Origin of the sequence: Alkalinema pantanalense CENA528 (genome assembly GCF_050753345.1) — a bacterium.
GTDB classification, from domain to species: Bacteria; Cyanobacteriota; Cyanobacteriia; order Leptolyngbyales; family Leptolyngbyaceae; genus Alkalinema; species Alkalinema pantanalense.
The window spans coordinates 1-16288 of record NZ_JBLZFX010000081.1; the positions used below are offsets into that span (position 1 = coordinate 1).

The 16288-nt window shown below is 51.7% G+C and carries 17 protein-coding genes; 5 read left to right on the forward strand and 12 right to left on the reverse strand.

The genetic code is table 11. The annotated features are described in order from the left end of the window. The first annotated feature begins 329 nt into the window (after positions 1 to 329). Complete coding sequence (locus ACN4EG_RS20625) at positions 330 to 575, forward strand: hypothetical protein (protein ID WP_431632074.1); 246 nt, start codon at positions 330 to 332, stop codon at positions 573 to 575. 882 nt (positions 576 to 1457) lie between these two features. Here the strand turns inward: ACN4EG_RS20625 and ACN4EG_RS20630 are convergent. Further along, positions 1458 to 3395, reverse strand: a complete 1938-nt coding sequence (locus ACN4EG_RS20630) for a S9 family peptidase (protein WP_431632075.1) — start codon at positions 3393 to 3395, stop codon at positions 1458 to 1460. 335 nt (positions 3396 to 3730) lie between these two features. On the opposite strand from ACN4EG_RS20630, the gene ACN4EG_RS20635 reads away from it, so the two are divergent. Next, positions 3731 to 4066, forward strand: a complete 336-nt coding sequence (locus tag ACN4EG_RS20635; protein ID WP_431632076.1) for an RNA recognition motif domain-containing protein — start codon at positions 3731 to 3733, stop codon at positions 4064 to 4066. A 243-nt stretch (positions 4067 to 4309) separates the two neighbouring features. Then, complete coding sequence (locus ACN4EG_RS20640; RefSeq protein ID WP_431632077.1) at positions 4310 to 4603, forward strand: hypothetical protein; 294 nt, start codon at positions 4310 to 4312, stop codon at positions 4601 to 4603. 29 nt (positions 4604 to 4632) lie between these two features. On the opposite strand, the gene lpxB is transcribed toward ACN4EG_RS20640, so the two are convergent. The 9 genes from lpxB to ACN4EG_RS20685 form a co-directional block, all read right to left on the reverse strand. Then, on the reverse strand, positions 4633 to 5793 hold the full coding sequence (gene lpxB, locus ACN4EG_RS20645; RefSeq protein WP_431632078.1) for a lipid-A-disaccharide synthase: 1161 nt from the start codon (positions 5791 to 5793) through the stop codon (positions 4633 to 4635). A gap of 70 nt (positions 5794 to 5863) precedes the next feature. Continuing rightward, a complete protein-coding gene (gene lpxA / locus ACN4EG_RS20650) occupies positions 5864 to 6670 on the reverse strand; it encodes an acyl-ACP--UDP-N-acetylglucosamine O-acyltransferase (RefSeq protein ID WP_431632079.1) in 807 nt (268 codons plus the stop codon). A 477-nt stretch (positions 6671 to 7147) separates the two neighbouring features. After that, entirely contained in the window at positions 7148 to 7639 is a 492-nt protein-coding gene (gene fabZ, locus ACN4EG_RS20655) for a 3-hydroxyacyl-ACP dehydratase FabZ (RefSeq protein WP_190573671.1), read from the reverse strand. Positions 7640 to 7682: 43 nt separating this feature from the next. Beyond that, complete coding sequence (gene lpxC, locus ACN4EG_RS20660; protein ID WP_431632080.1) at positions 7683 to 8609, reverse strand: UDP-3-O-acyl-N-acetylglucosamine deacetylase; 927 nt, start codon at positions 8607 to 8609, stop codon at positions 7683 to 7685. Positions 8610 to 8658: 49 nt separating this feature from the next. Then, entirely contained in the window at positions 8659 to 11109 is a 2451-nt protein-coding gene (locus ACN4EG_RS20665) for a BamA/TamA family outer membrane protein (RefSeq protein ID WP_431632081.1), read from the reverse strand. 88 nt (positions 11110 to 11197) lie between these two features. Then, complete coding sequence (purC, locus tag ACN4EG_RS20670; protein ID WP_431632082.1) at positions 11198 to 11971, reverse strand: phosphoribosylaminoimidazolesuccinocarboxamide synthase; 774 nt, start codon at positions 11969 to 11971, stop codon at positions 11198 to 11200. 129 nt (positions 11972 to 12100) lie between these two features. Then, the gene (locus ACN4EG_RS20675; protein WP_431632083.1) at positions 12101 to 12649 is read right to left on the reverse strand and encodes a J domain-containing protein; all 549 of its coding nucleotides are present in this window, start codon (positions 12647 to 12649) and stop codon (positions 12101 to 12103) included. A 95-nt stretch (positions 12650 to 12744) separates the two neighbouring features. Then, complete coding sequence (locus tag ACN4EG_RS20680) at positions 12745 to 13230, reverse strand: DUF4112 domain-containing protein (RefSeq protein WP_431632084.1); 486 nt, start codon at positions 13228 to 13230, stop codon at positions 12745 to 12747. Positions 13231 to 13275: 45 nt separating this feature from the next. Next, a complete protein-coding gene (locus tag ACN4EG_RS20685) occupies positions 13276 to 14283 on the reverse strand; it encodes a glutathione S-transferase family protein (RefSeq protein ID WP_431632085.1) in 1008 nt (335 codons plus the stop codon). A gap of 58 nt (positions 14284 to 14341) precedes the next feature. Here ACN4EG_RS20685 and ACN4EG_RS20690 point away from each other — a divergent pair, with 58 nt between their 5' ends. Next, positions 14342 to 14467, forward strand: coding sequence for a hypothetical protein (locus ACN4EG_RS20690; RefSeq protein WP_431632086.1), 126 nt, complete (start codon positions 14342 to 14344; stop codon positions 14465 to 14467). 13 nt (positions 14468 to 14480) lie between these two features. On the opposite strand, the gene ACN4EG_RS20695 is transcribed toward ACN4EG_RS20690, so the two are convergent. Further along, on the reverse strand, positions 14481 to 15170 hold the full coding sequence (locus tag ACN4EG_RS20695) for a class I SAM-dependent methyltransferase (RefSeq protein ID WP_431632087.1): 690 nt from the start codon (positions 15168 to 15170) through the stop codon (positions 14481 to 14483). A gap of 33 nt (positions 15171 to 15203) precedes the next feature. Beyond that, positions 15204 to 15383, reverse strand: a complete 180-nt coding sequence (locus ACN4EG_RS20700) for a hypothetical protein (RefSeq protein ID WP_431632088.1) — start codon at positions 15381 to 15383, stop codon at positions 15204 to 15206. A gap of 306 nt (positions 15384 to 15689) precedes the next feature. Here ACN4EG_RS20700 and ACN4EG_RS20705 point away from each other — a divergent pair, with 306 nt between their 5' ends. Beyond that, the gene (locus ACN4EG_RS20705; RefSeq protein ID WP_431632089.1) at positions 15690 to 16130 is read left to right on the forward strand and encodes a response regulator; all 441 of its coding nucleotides are present in this window, start codon (positions 15690 to 15692) and stop codon (positions 16128 to 16130) included. The last annotated feature ends 158 nt before the right edge of the window (positions 16131 to 16288 follow it).

Consider the following 16288-nt stretch of genomic DNA (forward strand, 5'->3'; position numbering starts at 1 on the left):
CGCTTAATGTTCAACGCAGCAGGCTTGTGGAACTTCTACTTAGATGCAGCATAAGTTAGATAACAGTCAGGGCAAACCCTGTCCCAGAGCTGGTTTTATTTCCCAACAACTCTAAGAAGACGTTTCTAGGGACTTTAGTTGGCTTAACGCTTGCTGCAACTCTAACGGCTTGTAGCTCTGAACCAGAGACGCCAGAAGCTTCCCCTCCTCCTTCTGCTAAACCAGTTGAAGCGGTCAAACAAAAGGCTGGCGATGCGGCTAAGAAAGCGGGTGAGGCGGCTGATAAGGCTGGCGAAGCTGCTAACAAAGCTGGCGAAGCCGCGAAGACGATGGGTGGCGAGGCTGGCAAAAAGGCTGGAGAAGCTGCTGGCAAGGCAGGAGAAGCCGCTAAACAAGCTGGAACTGCTGCTAAACAAGCAGGTGAAGCGGCCAAGAGCCAGACCGGCGCAGCGGCTAAAGATGCTATGAATAAAGCGGGTGAAGCGGCTACTAAAGCGGGTGAAGCGGCTAAGCAAGCAGGTGATGCGGCTAAGGGTGCAGGCGAAGCGGCTAAGGACTCCATGAAGAAAAATTAGCTTTTGTTCAGCGTTAATAGTCGTCTTAGGAGTCAGGCTCTCAGTGGTTGGACGTTAGATGTCTGGCTCTAGGCATTTTGGGTGAGACATTTGGCTCTAAGCATTGGGATCTAAGATTGTTTAGCTCTGTCGATCTACATCAATCGACGTTGATGGCCTAAACAGATCGATTACCTAGTCGGCTTAATCGTGTTGTTCATTGAACAGTTAAGTTGTCCGGCGAACCTACGATCGAACATCCGATCGTAGGTTTTTCATTGTAAAAATCCGCTTAGAAATTCGCAAAAAAAAGCCCTAAACCGGATTTGGTCAGGGCAAAGAATAGCCTTAATACAAGTGAGAAAACTTTTTTTAAATGGACTTAACGATCGTTAATTAACGCTTGATTACGGTATCTGCCATTTATCATCCTATGGGAAAGTAAATACTCAGCGAACACTCAAATTAGTGAATACCCAAATTGCAGTCCAGCGCGCGTGGAAAGTTTGGTGGAAAGATCAAAGGAAAAGGATGGAGAAAGATCAAAGGACAAAACCCACCTCAGAAACAAAGATGCTCATCACAGTTCTTGTTTCCTTTTGGACTTGTTATCACCAGTATCCTGTGATTTAGGTCACAAGTCTTCCGTGGATCAACGGACTTATTTATGAGGATCCTTTGAAGGATAAGCCCCTATTAGTCCTGATTTTCTGGGAGGTTTCTTGGCTTAGGATATGAATTTTGTAAAGTTAGCCATAATTGGGGCAGATCATTGATCTTAACTTCCTCAAAGTTAGTAGATCTACCCTTACCAGAAAACTCTCTGTTGAAAGAATTACAGGTGAAAGGGATGGGTGGGTGTGCTGGCGTTGTGAGGGACGCGCGCGCAGGGTTCGGGATTGACTATCCCTCCAGATTGGCGATCGAGATCGGTTCAATTGACTCCGCTGGTTGGAAGCCAAAGACCCGAGAGTAGAAATAAAATTCGCCATCCAAGACCCGACGAATATTTTCTGCTTTCCGGAATCCGTGTTGCTCGCCTTCAAATAAAACATAGGCGACGGGTAAGCCTTTTTGTTTAAGGGCTTCCACCATGCGTTCGGCTTGGTTAGGAGGGACAATTTTGTCTTCATCGCCTTGGAAGAAAACCACGGGGCAGGAGAGTTGATCCACAAAGTTGATGGGCGATCGCTCGTAATAAAGTGCTGCTTCCTGGGGGTAGGGGCCAATCAAGCTATCCAAATAGCGGGATTCAAACTTATGGGTATCTTCCGCCAGCACTTTGAGATCGCTAACGCCGTAGTAACTTGCCCCCGCTTTAAACACTTTGCGAAAGGTCAAGGCACAGAGGGTTGTGTAGCCGCCCGCACTACCGCCGTTGATAACTAGGCGATCGCCATCCACTTCCCCTTGATCGGCTAAGTATTGGGCTCCGTTGGCGCAGTCGTCTACGTCCACAATGCCCCAATTGCCGTTTAAGCGTTGCCGATAGGCTCGCCCATAGCCCGTACTCCCCCCATAGTTGACATCTAAAACGGCAAAGCCACGGCTTGTCCAATACTGAATGCGTAAATCGAAGGATGCTGTTGTGGCAGCGGTGGGGCCGCCGTGACTTTTCACCAAGAGCGGTGGCCGTTCCCCTGCTGGGGCTTGGTAGTCTTGGTTATTGGGTGGATAAAAGAAGGCATGGGCGGTTAAGCCGTGACTGGTCGGAAATTCGATCGGACGGGGAATGGATAAATAGCCAGGATCTACCTGAAGTTCTGTCGATTTTCGGACTACCTGCATCGTCTGGGCGACCAAGTCTAACCGAACGATTGCGGTGGGTTCTGTGGTCGATCCCCCTAGGAACGCTACCAGGCCAGGGCTGGCTTGTACTCCGGTGATGTTGGTGTAGGGGGTTGGAATTTCGGTTAATACCAGGGTGTCCAAGTCCAGGTGGGCAAGGTGGCTAATGCCTTGTTCGCTGTAGGTACAGAACAAATCTCGATCGCTGGTAAACCCGTAGTTCGACATGCCAAAGACCCATTGGGGTTGGCCAAATTCTGCTTCTTTGGGAAAGAGCGCAGTCATTTCTGAAGTGGTGGGCGACCAGCGATAGAGGTTCCACCAACCGAGGCGATCGCTGACAAAATACAGTTGCCCATCTGGCCCCCACTGGGGTTGGAAGATGGATTCCTCCGAACTACCCGCCAAGCATTGCAGATCCGCCAAGGTACCATCGGTTTGGAAGGTGCCGAGCCAAAGTTCTGTGCCATCCCAGGGCATGTTGGGATGGTTCCAGGTGATCCAGGCAAGGCTGGTGCCATCGGGGCTGAGGGTGGGGGAAGCATAAAAGTCATGACCGCTCACGAGTACCGTTTGGGTCCCATCGGCTTGAATTGCCACGATCGTGTTGATTGCTTCCTGGCCGCTTTGCCGGTGATCCTCCCGAATGGCGATGCAACGATCTCTTGGACGATCGGCAATCATATCGGCATAGCGTAAGTTCTCTTCGGTGGTAACGGCAACGGCTGCCGAGGGATAGGCTTGGCGATAGAGATGTTGATCCCGATAATTTATAAAATAAGTCACGCCATTCACCACTCGGTAAGCGCCGCCGCCATATTCATGAACGCGCGTGCGAACGTTAAAATCGGGGGAAGTAATTTCTACAAAGTCTCCGGTTGCGCTTTGGGTCATGATGACGTTGCGCCCCCCTTCCGTGGGTCGAGATTCGCTCCAGTACAAATCTTGACCATCTAAACAGAGTTGTCCGAGCCCGATCGAGCCCGCAACGATCAAGTCTGAGGTAATGGGGGATCGCCATTCACCAAAGGGAACATTTTTTTGAGCAGTCATGGGCAGTGCATCTCCAAGCAATGATCGATGGCTATGATGACGGTGAATAGGAAAAGACCGTATCCCACGGATCTTGTCGATTAGATATGTTACGGTATTAGCTAGGAGATATTAAATTCGGTTGGGTCGTTTGTTTCAGGAAAGGCTGTTCTCGATCGTCTGAATTGCCATCGAGTGCAGCTTGTGATCCATCGGCTGTCGCGATGCGCCCCAAGCATAGTTCAGGCCTTAAGTCAAGATCATTAAATCAAGATCGTCGGTTCAGCTATTTCTAGCAGGCATTTCTCCCGAAGCTTAAACGTCTCTCTTTTTCATTCCAATTGTGGAGATTTGCAATGTCGATTTATGTAGGCAACCTTGCCTATAGCGTGACTTCTGACGAAGTGACTACGGTATTTTCAGAATACGGTACGGTAAAGCGGGTACAGATCCCCATCGATCGCGAAACGGGTCGAGCACGTGGATTTGGCTTTGTGGAAATGGGTAGCGATGAAGAAGAAGCTGCCGCGATCGAAGCCCTAGATGGTGCAGAGTGGATGGGTCGAGATATGCGGGTAAGCAAAGCAAAACCCAAGGAAGATCGGCCCCAAGGGGATCGGCCCCAAGCTGGCGGCAACCGAGGTAATTGGTCTAATGCAGGTTCCGGCGGCGGTTACTCCCGTCGTTACTAAGTTGCTGACTGAAACTAAGTGGTTGACTGAAACAAGTGGTTGACTGAATTCGTGGCTTAACCACTGACTGAACCCAGTTCACCAGCGACTGAACCTTAACTAGATGACGTAACTAGGATGATGTAACTAGGGCGGCGTAACTAGATAGTTTGCGATGAGGCGCTGAATAGCGTCTCTCTTTATTTGAGGCGAATTTGAGCTTGAGGCGAGGTTTGCCTTGAAGTTGGGTTGAAGGCTAGCGCTATGCGATCGCGGATTGATAACGAAATTTTGTACCTGTACTATGAAGATGTCCCAGCCTATAAGAAAGATGGGTCAGTGGTGCGTAACAGCTACTTCTGGGCTTTGAAATCGATCGCGGGACGGGCCAGACGCGATCGGGATTGGGAATTTGAGCCAGAGGTTTGGTTTGCTTTAGCACGAATGTTGCTTTCTTTCACTGAGTCAGGTTATTTAGGCATTCGGGAAACCCTGTTAGAGTTTCCTGCTGATACACCGATTCCCGATGTTTTGAGATCCATTGCGACTTGGGAATAATGTGTCCCTGAGTTGCCCTCCGAAACGAGTCAGAGCAAGTTGAAAATCGATCGCGCAGCCCGATCACAAACTCCTGGTTCTCCTAATCTCTGACGCACTTCAGCGTAGTCCTGAAGCATGGTTTGCCGAGCGTCACTTTGCAGTAATTGCAGTGCTTGCTGGTAAATCCTATCGACGGTTACTTGGTCTTGTAGTAACTCTGGTACGACAGGTCGCATTGGAACAAGGTTCACCGGAGACGCGAAGGAAATTTTGAGTTTAATCACATGGCGGGCCAGCCACGCAGTGAGGGGACTGAGGCGATAAATGACCACCTGCGGTACATTCAACAGGACCATTTCCAAGTTTGTGGTGCCCGATTTGGTTAAGGCTAAATCTGCGGCGGCGATCGCGACTTGGTTCAGTCCCTTGGGGACGATCGTGGCTTGTAACCCATAGTCTGCGATGGCTTGTTCTAGGACGGGTCGATAGCGATCGAGGGCGAGGGGCACCCAAAAATGGATTTGCGGAAACTGTTGCTGGAGATGCTGGGCGGCGGCAAATATGGGTGGTAGTAGGTACTTGAGCTCTTGCTTGCGGGAGGCGGGGGAGAGAACGATCGCCCAGTCTTGCTCTGCGATGCCCAACTTGGCTCGGGCTTCCTCCCGACTGGGTGCATTTTGTAAGCGATCGACCAAGGGATGGCCTACCCATTCCACGGTGGCTCCCTGCTTGGTGTAATAGTTAGCTTCCTCGGGAAAAATTGCTAGCAAGCGATCGGTAATGGCCTTGATTTGCTGGGTGTTGTGATCATTGAGCGACCAGACCCATTCCTGGGGGGCAATGTAGTAAACGATCGGCACCTTGGGAAAAGACTGGCGCACAAAATGTCCAATGCTTAGGTTAGCCCCTATATAGTCAATCAGAATGACTAAGTCTGGTGGATACTCCAGTAGATAGCGTTTGGCTTTGCGTTGTAGTAATAGCGTGGGCAACACGTAGGGCAATGCTTCAAAGACGCCGATCGAGCCGATGGCGCTGGTATTGCCTAACAGCGTAGCTCCGGCTGCTGCCATGCGATCGCCTCCGAGGGCCACGATTTCTAGGTCGATTCCTTGGCTGTTGGCTTGGCGATACAAGGCATCTACCAGCATTGCCCCTTGGAGATCGCCGGACACCTCGCCCGTACTGATAAAAATTCTTCGTTTCACAGGTTGATTCCCCAACTTCGTCTCTTCCGGGAACTTCGTCTTTTCCGGGAACTTAGTCTCTTCCGGAAATTTAGCTTCTTCCGGGAACCAAACCCCGACGACCGGGCAATTGGGACATCACAATGAATTGACGGAGATGCCGTAAGTAGTCATTGTCTGAAAGTGTTTCCAGTTGTTCAACTGCTTGGGCAAAGGTAGATTGCGATCGATACAGCAGGCGAAAGGCTTGCTTCAATGATTTTAAGACCTCGCCGTCCTGAAGATCGGCCACTCCAGCTCGCTGTAGCCCAATCAGATTGAGCGATCGCACGCGAGAAGGATTGCCCTCGACCATCATGTACGGTGGCACATCCCGATCGATGCGTGCCATGCCTCCTACCATCGCCAAGCGCCCAATTCGTACAAACTGGTGTACCCCTAAAACGCCACTGAGTCGCGCCTGGGATTCAATGTGCACATGCCCTGCTAAGGCTACGGAGTTCGCAATAATGACCTGATCTTCAATGACGCTGTTATGACCGACATGGGTATAGGCCATCAGAAGATTGTTATTGCCAATACGGGTGACATCATCGTCATGGGTTGGGCGGTGAATGGTGACATATTCGCGAATTTGGTTGCCATCGCCAATGCGAACTGGGCCGCAGGAACCGTCATATTTCAAGTCCTGGGGTTCGAGGCCGATCGCTGCCCCTGGAAAGATTTGATTGCGCTCTCCTACCCTTGTATCCCCATCCAGAACCACATGGGGCCCAATCACGGTGCCTGCTCCGACCTTTACTTTTGCTCCAATAACAGCATACGCCCCTACTTGTACGGTTGGATGTAATTCAGCACCAGGATGGATAACAGCAGTCGGGTGGATTAGGGTTGCCATATCAGCTATGCGTGGTGAGTATTGCCTAGACGAGCAGGCTAACCTGAGGTACGGCCTCAGCAGACTCTTGCTTAGCCGCCATTGCCAAAATACAACAACGGTTAGAGTGCTGCCTCAAGTTAACTGGCGTAGGCAGTGGGAAGGGAAGAAGGTGTAAGGAGCAAGGAGGAGCGGTCAGTCAGTGAGCTTATTCTAGACGGAGGAACCAAAACGGCAACCGACTATTCGCGTCGCCCCAATTGGGATTGACCCATCGGCCTGAGTTGATCCACCTGCCTGAACTGACCCATCAGCCAATGACTCATCTAGAGTCATTGGTAATGATTGAGAGACGTGGGAAGAGCGTGGACTCATTGTAATCAATTGCAATCAGTCAGTTTTGCCCATTAGTCAACTTTGGGGGAGGCTATGGATTGGGGGAGGCTATGGAAGTGACTTAACCATTCGTATGAGGGTTTGGCAAGAGATTAACGGAATTTAGTCTACTAATGCAAACATTAATTCACCTTCGCAGGCCAGTTGTCCATCTACTTCAGCACGACCTTGCATCTTCCCAAATCGACGGCCCTTGACTGACAACAGTTCCACAGTCATTACCAGTTGGTCTCCTGGCACAACGGGCCGACGGAATCGCACTTTATCAATTCCCGCGAACATAAACAGTCCATCGGGGACATCCGCCATTTGGGTCAAAACGATGCCACCCACCTGTGCCATCGCTTCGACAATGAGCACTCCCGGCATGATGGGACGACCGGGGAAGTGGCCTTGGAACTGTGGCTCATTGAAGGAGATGTTCTTAATCCCCACTGCAAGCTTGCCGGGAACAAAGTCAATGATTCGATCGACTAAGGCAAAGGGATAGCGATGGGGTAAGAGCTTATGAATCTCTTCCACAGAAAAGGTGGTTTTCATGGGCGCAGGTTCGGAGGTCGTCTCAGCCGGTTTAAGGTCAGTCAGGATGGTCATTGGATTCGGTTTTAGATACACAGAACGAAGCGAAACTGTCGAGCTAGCCTGGATTCACGATCGCCGCGAGTTGCTGGGCCAGCTGAGTATGCAGGTGGTGACTAGCTTTGTAGGCTAAGTAGTGGGCGGTGGGCAAATGTCCCACCAAACTTAAATCCCCTACTAAGTCTAAAAGCTTATGACGGACTGGCTCATTTGAAAATCGTAGTGGCGGATTTAACCAGCCTGTTTGGCTACAAACCAAGGCATTATCCAAGCTGCCTCCTTTGATCAAGCCAGCGCTTTGGAGGTGCTCGATTTGATGGGCGAGGCCAAAGGTGCGGGCGGGTGCTATTTCTTGGACGAAGGAAGTCTGGCTGGGTGACCAACTGTGCCACTGATTGCCGATCGCGGGAACGTCAAAGTCAATGCCGTAGCTAAAGCGCAATTCTGGCGCAGGCAAGGCTGCTACGAAGGCATCGCCTTGGCGAACCCAAATCGGTTCATTGAGTTCCATTTGGGGGCGTGGGGTGGTTTGGACGGCGATGCCTGCGGTGGCGATCGCCGTGGCCCAATCCTGGGCCGAACCATCCAGTAATGGCACTTCTCCGCCATCAATTTCGATGCGGACGTTATCGATACCCAGGCCCAATAGTGCCGCCAGTAGATGCTCGACTGTGCGAACTTGGGCATTGCCTTGGGCTGTTTCGGCGACCAATTCTGTGGAGAGAACGGTCTGTTGAACGTTGGCAACTTTGGCTGGAATGGCGGGAGAGTTGGGTAAATCGGTGCGGATGAAGGTGCGACCGCTGTTACCAAGGGCGGGAATGAGGTGCACAGTGGTGGTGAGCCCTGAATGTAACCCTACTCCTGTACAGGCGATCGGCTGGGCGATCGTGCATTGGCGATCGCCGATTGATAGACCCTTAGCTACCGTCTTGTCTGCTGTTTCAGCAACAGCGGTAGAGGGGGTTGTCTCAGCCTCTTTCATTCCCGAACCCTCATTTCTGCACCTGCTCTAGTTGTTAGAACGCTAGCGTTTAGAAGCGCTCGCCAATGCCAAAGTGAAGACGACTGTCCCCTTGGTCATTGAATCCATAGTCTACACGAATGGGGCCGAGGGGCGACTGTACCCGCACGCCTAAGCCGTAGCCAATGCCGCTTCCTGGTTTGCCCCGCAGTCCAGCAGGATTGCCTTTGACGCTATCTCCGGTGCCCAAATCCGTGGCCGCATCGACAAACAGCGCGCCCGAGATGATCGAGAACAGCGGGAATCGGTATTCCGCAGAGGCTTGGATGAAGCTCTTACCGCTGCCCACATCCCCTTCCTCAAAGCCCCGGACGGAGTTGCTACCACCGAGGGAGAAGGCTTCGTAGGGGGGCAAGTCACCCAGCACAGTACCGCCTTGGATGTTAAAGGCAAAGGCTTGGGGACAATCCGCCAGTTTAGGATCCTTGGTTTGGCAACCTTTGGTGAATTTGGTCAACCGAGTGGGAATGTAGAAGCTGTAGCTACCCCGCAGGCGGTTGAACAGGATACTGCCCTGACCGATCGGGATGGATTGCTCTGTCCCAAAGCGCAGGACGGAACCCCGCGTGGGTTTCAGCGCATCGTTGCGGGTGTCTTTGACAAAGCCAAGTTGTAGGGTAAGCAGGTCATCGGTGCCCTCACCACTAAAGCTCAGGTCGCGTCCAAAGCCGACGGTTTGACCGGCTTCATTGACGAGGGGGGTATCGGCTTCGACCTTGTCGCCATCGGCATTCTGAATTTTGACCCGTTGGTACTGCAAGCCTAGGGAGGCAGACCAGGGAGAGCGCTTGAAGACATCCTTGGACAGGGGCCGGGAGAAGCTGATGCCGCCACCGGTGCGGACGACGCGAGGCCGATCGCGATCGCTGCCATCTAGAATGCGGACTTCGTCTTCGCCGCCATCGAAAATTAGGGAAATGCTGCGGCGACGGAAGCCGTTAATGGTGTAGGAGGTGCGGTAGGGATCGCCAGCAATCCAGGGGTCAGAGAAGCTGGCATCAAACAGCAATTCCCGTTGCCCTACTTGCAGTTCAGCCCCCAGTTTTTGGTTGTTGCCGCCTAGGTTCTGCTGCTGGTAGCTAACGGTTCCAAACAGGCCACTGGCGGAGCTAATCCCGGCCCCAGCGGCGATCGATCCAGTGTTGCGTTCGACAACGTTGACATTGACGATCGCCTTTTTAGGATCCGAACCTGGATCGAGGGATAGTTTGACATCTTCAAAAATGCCTAGGCCAAAGACGCGCTGTAAATCCCGTTCGGCAGTTTTGCGATTAAAGACTTGTCCCGATTTGGTTTCCATTTCCCGCAGGACAATGAATTCGCGGGTACGGCCCTTGGGTTTGCCGTTTTTGTCGAGCTGTTCTTCGCCTTCTTTGTTCAAAAAGCGCACCCGTACCGATTCGATGTCCCCTTCGGCGACTTGCAGCGTGACGGTGCCATCGGGATCCACCTTGGGCAGATCGACGACCTGGGCCAGAACATAGCCTTCGTCTTGGTAGCGTTTGGTGAGATCTTGGATGCCCCGTTGCAGGCTGCGGTAGTTGAGGGTGGAGCCGTATTGCTCTTGGAAAACCTTATCTACATCGGCCTGTTTAACGATCGAACTGCCTTCAATGCGCACGCCTTTTAACGTCGGGTTGGGCTGCACATCAAAGCTGACCCGTACCCCGAGGGGAGTATCTTCTGGCTTGGCTTGGACGTTGGCGAAAAATCCGGTCGCAAAGATCGCGTTGATGTCTTCCTGTAACTGCGATCGGGTGGTGGTCTGGCCGGGTCGGGTGCGAATCACGCGGTAGACCTCATCTTCCAGATTGCCCGTGGCTCCAGTCACCTGCACTTCTGCCACCAAGACTCGCGGTTCTGGTGGCTGTTCGCCCGCTGCGGGCTGCCCTGCGGGAGGCTGCCCCGTAGTAGGTAAGGGGGGCGCTTGGGAAGGGGTGGGAGTGACCTGAGGGGTTGCTTGAGGAGCCACTTGAATGGTGGGATCCTGAGGTGCGGTGGGCGCAGGGGCGTCTGGGGTGATCTTGATTTGATTTGGGGTGTCCTGCTCGGGAATACCCCCCTGGGCAACCAGCAGGGCCGCTTGGGATTGGGGTATCGTTTCCGAGGCAGGCTGCCCGATCGTGCCTGTTGTGCTCGTTTCAGTTTCAACGATGACTTCAGGCAGAGCTGCTGCAATTTGAGTTCCAGCTTTAGTCAGAGCCGTTTTAGGCTTAATTTTCTTTTGAGAGAGAACTTTAGGCGAAAGTGCTTTTGGTTCAGCAACTTTCGGTTCAATCTTTTTGGGTTCAATCTTTGGCTCAGAAATCGGTTTGCTGAGTTCCCGATCGGTCTGGGTCGGTACCACGTCCGATTTCACAGCCTCCTCAGCAGAGGCTGCCTGTACCGCTGAAGAATAACCAAGACTTGCCATTGCAGCAAGAGCCGCTAGCCAAACGGGAGAGAATCGCAGATAACGCACGATCGAGTTGCTCCTTACACCAACACCAGTCCAAACAACACAATACCAACAAAGGATACGGGGAAAAGCTCAGAAAAGCTATTCTGTTCTACACCGCTTGTCCAAGAACTCGTTCTAAGACTTGCCGATAGCCCCCCTCAACATCCCCTAAATCCTGACGGAATCGATCTTTGTCTAGGACGCGCTTTTGTGGATCGGGTTCCCCTTGTTTCCACAAACGACAGGTATCGGGGCTTATTTCATCTGCAAGAAGGATATTACCACTCCGATCTCGGCCAAATTCCAGCTTGAAGTCCACTAGGGTGATTTCGCATTGATTGAAAAATTCTCGCAGTACCTCGTTAATGGTCAATGCCATGCGGGTCAAGGTTTCCACTTCTTCGGGGGTGGCGAGGTTGAGCAGGCGTAGGCGATCGGGGGTCAGCAGTGGATCCCCCAAGGCGTCGTCTTTGAGGTAGAACTCGACGAGGGGCGGCTGGATGTCGGTGCCGAGGGCTAACCCCGTTTGCTTGCAGAGGCTACCAGCGGCGATGTTCCGGACGACGACTTCTAGGGGAATAATCGTCACTGCTTTGACCAACATCTGGGTTGGATGGGGCAGGCTGATGAAGTGGGTGGGCACGCCTCGGGAGGCCATCAGTTTGAACAGGTGGGCGGAAATGGTATTGTTGATTTCGCCTTTGCCTCGGATGCTGCCTTTTTTCTGGGCGTTGAAGGCGGTGGCATCGTCTTTGAAGAAGGTGAGCAACCGGTCGGGGTCATCCGTTGCGTAGAGAATTTTTGCTTTTCCTTCGTAGAGTTTTTCGCCCAGCTTAATCTCCGCTGGAGCATTTTCGCGAATATCATCAACTGGGCTAGACATAAGAAAGCCACCTTAAACTGGAGCGTCAATAATTGTAACGCTCTCAGCCACTATCCCACGTTGAATTCCCAGACTAGGCTCGAGATTGGCGAGAGGGATAATATATCTGCTGGCTAAAAATTGGTGGGTCTAATATTTGGAAAGATGGCGCAGGCCAAAATAAATGCCGATTAGACAGAGCGGAATTAGGAAAAACAGGGGATAGGTTGTGACGAGATAGGCCAGGACGATCGGTGACCAAATTAAGGCGAAGATGCTGAGGGTGAGGAGAACCCCATAAATCTGCATCCGGGTTTTGAGGCTTAGTTGGTTCCAAAAGGTTTTAGGTTGATTTGTGGATCCGGTTTTGGTGAACTCTTGCCATTGATAGGTGCCCTGGGAGGTTTGGCTGGTGCGGCTGTGGGGCGATTGGCTGTGGGGCGATCGGGTGGGTTGAGAACTGGGACGCTGGGAATAGGCTTGTTGCGTGATGGCTTGCTGGGTGAGCAGGTGCTCTAAGGATTCGTAGGCGACGTTGATTTGTTTAAGTTTTTCTTCGGCTTTTTGGCGGAGGCGGGGATTGTGGGAGAAGCGATCGGGGTGCCAAACTTGGACGAGATCTTTGTAGGCTTGTTTGAGATCGTCGTGGGACACGGGGGGATTGAGTTCTAGTACTTCGTAGCACTGTCGAATGTTCATAGAAAATCCCTAGTCACTCACCCTGAACTCCGTCGCACGGTATTCTTAGCGTTCCCAGAAGTTGAGGCACCTTTGCACGATCGGGCGGCTTGCCTCTAACCCATGATTAATTTCCAGACGGTACCCACGACGAGGGTGACGAGGGCTGCAAAGCCCAGGATGATGAGGAACAGGGCGATCGCGAGGACGAGGATGAAGCGGCGATCGACTTTGCGTTGCAGGGTGCCGTTGCTGACGTGGGATTCCAGAAGGGCGACATTACGGCTGTTGGATTTCCAAGCGAAGTCAAACAAGTCTCCCACCACGGGAATGGCTCCAACGCTGGAATCGAGCAGGATATTCAGCACCATGCGCACGAGGGTAGATTTCGGGACTCCGAAGCGGGCTGCTTCCAGGACGATGTAGGCGGATACCACGATGCCCACCATGTCACCGCCCCCTGGCAGGAGTCCCAGCAGCGGATCCAGCCCAATCCGATAGTCGGTGCCGGGAATGGCGATCGCGTTATCGAGGAGTTGTCCGACGGTGCGTACCCGTTGGAGGGCTTGGTCGCGGGAGGCCAGTTTTTCGAGGGAATGCATGACGGCTGGTTCGATCGTGATGTCCCTACAGAATAACGGATTTTACTAGCCGGGGCGATTGGGGGAGAAATTGCGCTGGGCGGGTTGGTGTAACCAGTTGAGGTCGGGGCGGATGGGAATGAGGCCGCCGGGGTTGAGGGGAAAGAGGTTGCCGTAGTAGTCGCGGCGGATGGTTTCGAAGTCGCAGGTGTCGGCGATGCCGGGACGTTGGTAGAGGTCTTGGACGTAGCCGCGCAGGTGGGGATAGTCTTGGATACGACGATAGCTGCATTTAAATAGGCCGTGGTAGGCGATGTCAAAGCGGATCAGGGTGGTGAAGAGGCGCACGTCGGCGAGGGTGAGGCGATCGCCGCAGAGGTAGCGCTGGGTGGCGAGGGTGGTGTCGATTTCGTCGAGGGTGCTGAAGAGTTCGGTGACGGCGGTTTCGTAGGCGGATTGGGTTTGGGCGAAGCCACAGCGATAGACGCCGTTGTTGACGGTGTTGTAGATTTTATCGTTCCATTGATCGATGGCCGATCGTTGATCTTCGGGATAGAGATCGATTTCGGAATGGGTTGCTAGAGGGTTAAATTCACTGTTTAAGATTTCGATAATTTCTGCGCTTTCGTTGTTGACGATCGTGTTGGTTTTGCGATCCCAGAGGACGGGGACGGTCGATCTGCCTGGGTAGTCGGGTTGGGCTTTTTGGTAGAGTTGCGCCAAGCTATGACATCCAGCGAAGGGTTCGGGAAAAATCCAGCCTCCGTTTTCTGGGGAGGGTTGGACGATGACGATCGAGATGGCGTCTTGTAATCCTTTGAGGACGCGCACAATTAGGGTTCTGTGCGCCCAGGGGCAACCCATGCCGACGATGAGGGTGTAGCGATCGGCTTCTGGGGGAAAGCGGGCTTCGGGTTGGGCGGAGATGCGATCGCGGAATTGGCTGGTGGGGCGCTGGTAGGCACCGGAGGCGTTGCGGGGTGCCATTTGGGACATCATGGTTTGCCAGAGGGTTGTCCAAACCCAGCGGCCTGTTTGGATGATGAATTTCGGGGGAAGTGCTTTTTTCGCCATGGTGTCTGATCCAAGTTCAAAATAGACATTAAGACATGCAGACAAGAATTTAAATCGTATGGATCAGGACTCACTGGCCTTTCTCATTGGCGTACTGATGCTATTTCTCTACCTGATCTTCTCAGCGATGACGGAAATGGGAACGAAATGGCCGGGACGGAGGAATGATGATGAGGAAGGGTAAGGGAGTGGGAAGGTTAGGGAAAGGTTATTTTGTAGAGATTCAAGAGGGTGCCGGGTTGTTGCTTTTGAATTTTGCCGCCGATCGATTTAATCAGTGCTTCCCATTTGCTCAACGGCTCTAGGAATACTTCCGCGCCCAGATAGGTTTCCAAAATAGCCCAATTCTCAGCTAATTCTGTCTCAGGGTTGAGCAAGTCAAAAACAAAACTACCACCGGGTTTCAGTGATTTCTTAATGATAGTCATTACCGCTTCCCAGTAATCGATCGGGTAATAACAACTGAACCCTGTCGCGATCGCGCTATCGAATTGCACATCATTGTAAGCACACACATGGGCTGGTGCATAGGCAACCCCCTTGAAAAGTTTGGAGTTGAGTTGCGAACCTCGGGAATCCAGAAATTCCTTCGCAAAGGTGCTGATTTCCTGCCCATAAAAATAAGCATCCCAGTCTCGCCAGCAGGGATAAATCAAAAAACTCAACCCACACCCCAAGTCCAAAATGCGATCGTTCTTCTTCGGCTTCATCAATTCCCAGAAGGGCGAAGTTAGCTTCGGTTGCAACTTCCCAGCAGCCCACTCCTGGAAAATCGGCATCGACTCCACTTCCGGCGGGAGGTTAAAGGGTTCTCGACGAAACTCCCGATCGAACCGTTGCGCGATCGCTTGGATTGAGGATTGCCATTGATCGACTGGAATGCTCATTTAGTGATGAAGATTGATGAAATACTAACTGGATTAGCCTTTCAAGGCTTTATTGAAATTTTGACGATAGGATTTATTAACAGCAAAGAACAACGGCCACAGTAGCGTTAAAGGCACCTTATTATCCTGGAAGTTAGTCCGCTGAAAACCACTCCAAAACTTCCACGCGCCTCCCGCGTAAATTCCCAAAACCAGTAGTTCTAAGATGCCCATGGATTTTCTCCAGCATTATCTATGAATGGCTTATTTGCTCTATTTTATCTCGCCTGATTTCGCAAGGGCAAGGAACCCGCAACCCATTGTTGCTAGCCATCTAAGATATAACTGTTCTTTGCAAAATACATCGAAAAGCTACAGACAATCAAAATTTTCAACAAATTTCATCCAGGGGGAAATTGCAGACCCTATCAGGATAAAACCTTAAATATAAACAACTCCGCGATCGGGATCAGGGGGCGATCGGAGAAAGCATCCGGGATTTGCAAATTTAGTGGCGTGGGAGCAGCGAAGTTGGAGCGTATGAATGCAACGGATGTCGTTAAGACGGTGCTGGTGGTCGAGCCTTGTGCTGAACATTTGCCCGTGATTGAACAGGCTTTTCAATCCAGCACTATTCCCCATAAATTGGTTCCTTTGAACCAGGGAGAACAGGCATTGGACTTTCTGGAGCGCCGTGGATCCTATAGCAATGCGCCGCGCCCCGACTTGATTTTGCTGGAATTGGATTTTCCGGAGTCCAATGGCATGGATATTTTGTCAAAAATTAAACAAAATTCTCAATTTAAGCGCATTCCAGTGATTATTCTGACCGCGATCGATCAGCCCCAGCAGGTATTACAAAGTTATTTATTACAAGGCAATAGTTACGTCGTCAAATCTGGTGAATTGGATTGTCTATTTCAATTGATTCGGCGGATTGATGAATTTTGGCTGGGAATTGTAACTTTGCCAGTAGAGTGAAGACTCAGATAATTAAAAATTTTTGTAAGAGATGACTAGTTTTCCTAGGATTTTTTAGTTTTTTTTAAGATGGCTTGCCAAAAATGATCCGGTTGTCTCCTGATTCTCTCTTCATCCAACTCGTCGCCAGATTTCCACTACGAACTTCTGATTTATTT